Source organism: Agathobaculum sp. Marseille-P7918, from assembly GCF_900625105.1.
Lineage (GTDB): Bacteria > Bacillota > Clostridia > Oscillospirales > Butyricicoccaceae > Agathobaculum.
In genome coordinates, this window is sequence record NZ_UYYD01000036.1 from 1 (window position 1) to 805 (window position 805).

The following is an 805-nucleotide window of genomic DNA, read 5'->3' on the forward strand; positions in this document are numbered from 1 at the left end:
CCCAGCGAGCTGGCTACCATGCCGGGCGATAAGTGCATTTTGCAGCTGCGGGGCCTGCCCCCGTTCTTCTCGTCCAAATACGATTTGAAGCAGCACCCTAACTACAAGTACACGGCTGAGGCCGATAAAAAGAAAAACGCCTTTGACCTTGATAAGCTCATTAACCGCCGCAGGCGGCCTGGGCTGAACGAGGCTTGTGAGGTGTACGAGGTAGACGTATCGGACACGGGGCCCGTAAGCGAGGACGAGGACATCCTCAACTACGACGATGTGGACGATCCGGATGCCTATGTATAAAGCACCTCTGGACAAAGTGTCCAGAGGTCGTAACCTGCCGCCTGTATGGGCGGCTTTTTTCGTGGCCGGGGAAACCCCCGGAGAAATGGAGGCTATATGCAGTTCTTTTCTTCCGCTATTGATACTTTGCAGACCCTTGTTGTGGCTCTCGGCGCTGGCCTGGGCGTGTGGGGCGTTGTCAATCTCCTGGAGGGGTACGGCAGCGATAATCCCGGCTCCAAAAGCCAGGGCATGAAGCAGCTCATGGCGGGCGGCGGCATCATCCTGCTGGGCACCACCCTGATCCCTCTGCTGTCCGGCCTGTTTTAAGGTAGCGGCTTATGGATTTTCTCACCGACTGGCTCACGGACTGGCTCAAAGAGCTGCTGATTGGCGGGATCATGGGGAACCTGGAGGGGCTCTTTGATTTCGTCAATGCTCAAGTCGGAGAGATTGCGGTACAGGTGGGGACTACCCCGGCGGCGTGGAACGCCGGGGTATTTTCCCTCATCCGCCAGCTTTCCGAAAC

The 805-nt window shown here is 57.4% G+C and carries 1 protein-coding gene and 2 pseudogenes; all 3 read left to right on the forward strand.

Going from position 1 to position 805, the window contains the following annotated elements:
* Nucleotides 1–297 (forward strand): annotated as a pseudogene (locus EJL02_RS14050) (VirD4-like conjugal transfer protein, CD1115 family); the annotation flags it as partial.
* A 96-nt stretch (nt 298–393) separates the two neighbouring features.
* Nucleotides 394–606 (forward strand): Maff2 family protein, encoded by a 213-nt coding sequence (locus EJL02_RS14055; protein ID WP_002578752.1) that lies wholly within the window; start codon nt 394–396, stop codon nt 604–606.
* Between the two features lie 11 nt (nt 607–617).
* Nucleotides 618–805 (forward strand): annotated as a pseudogene (locus EJL02_RS14060) (VirB6/TrbL-like conjugal transfer protein, CD1112 family); the annotation flags it as partial.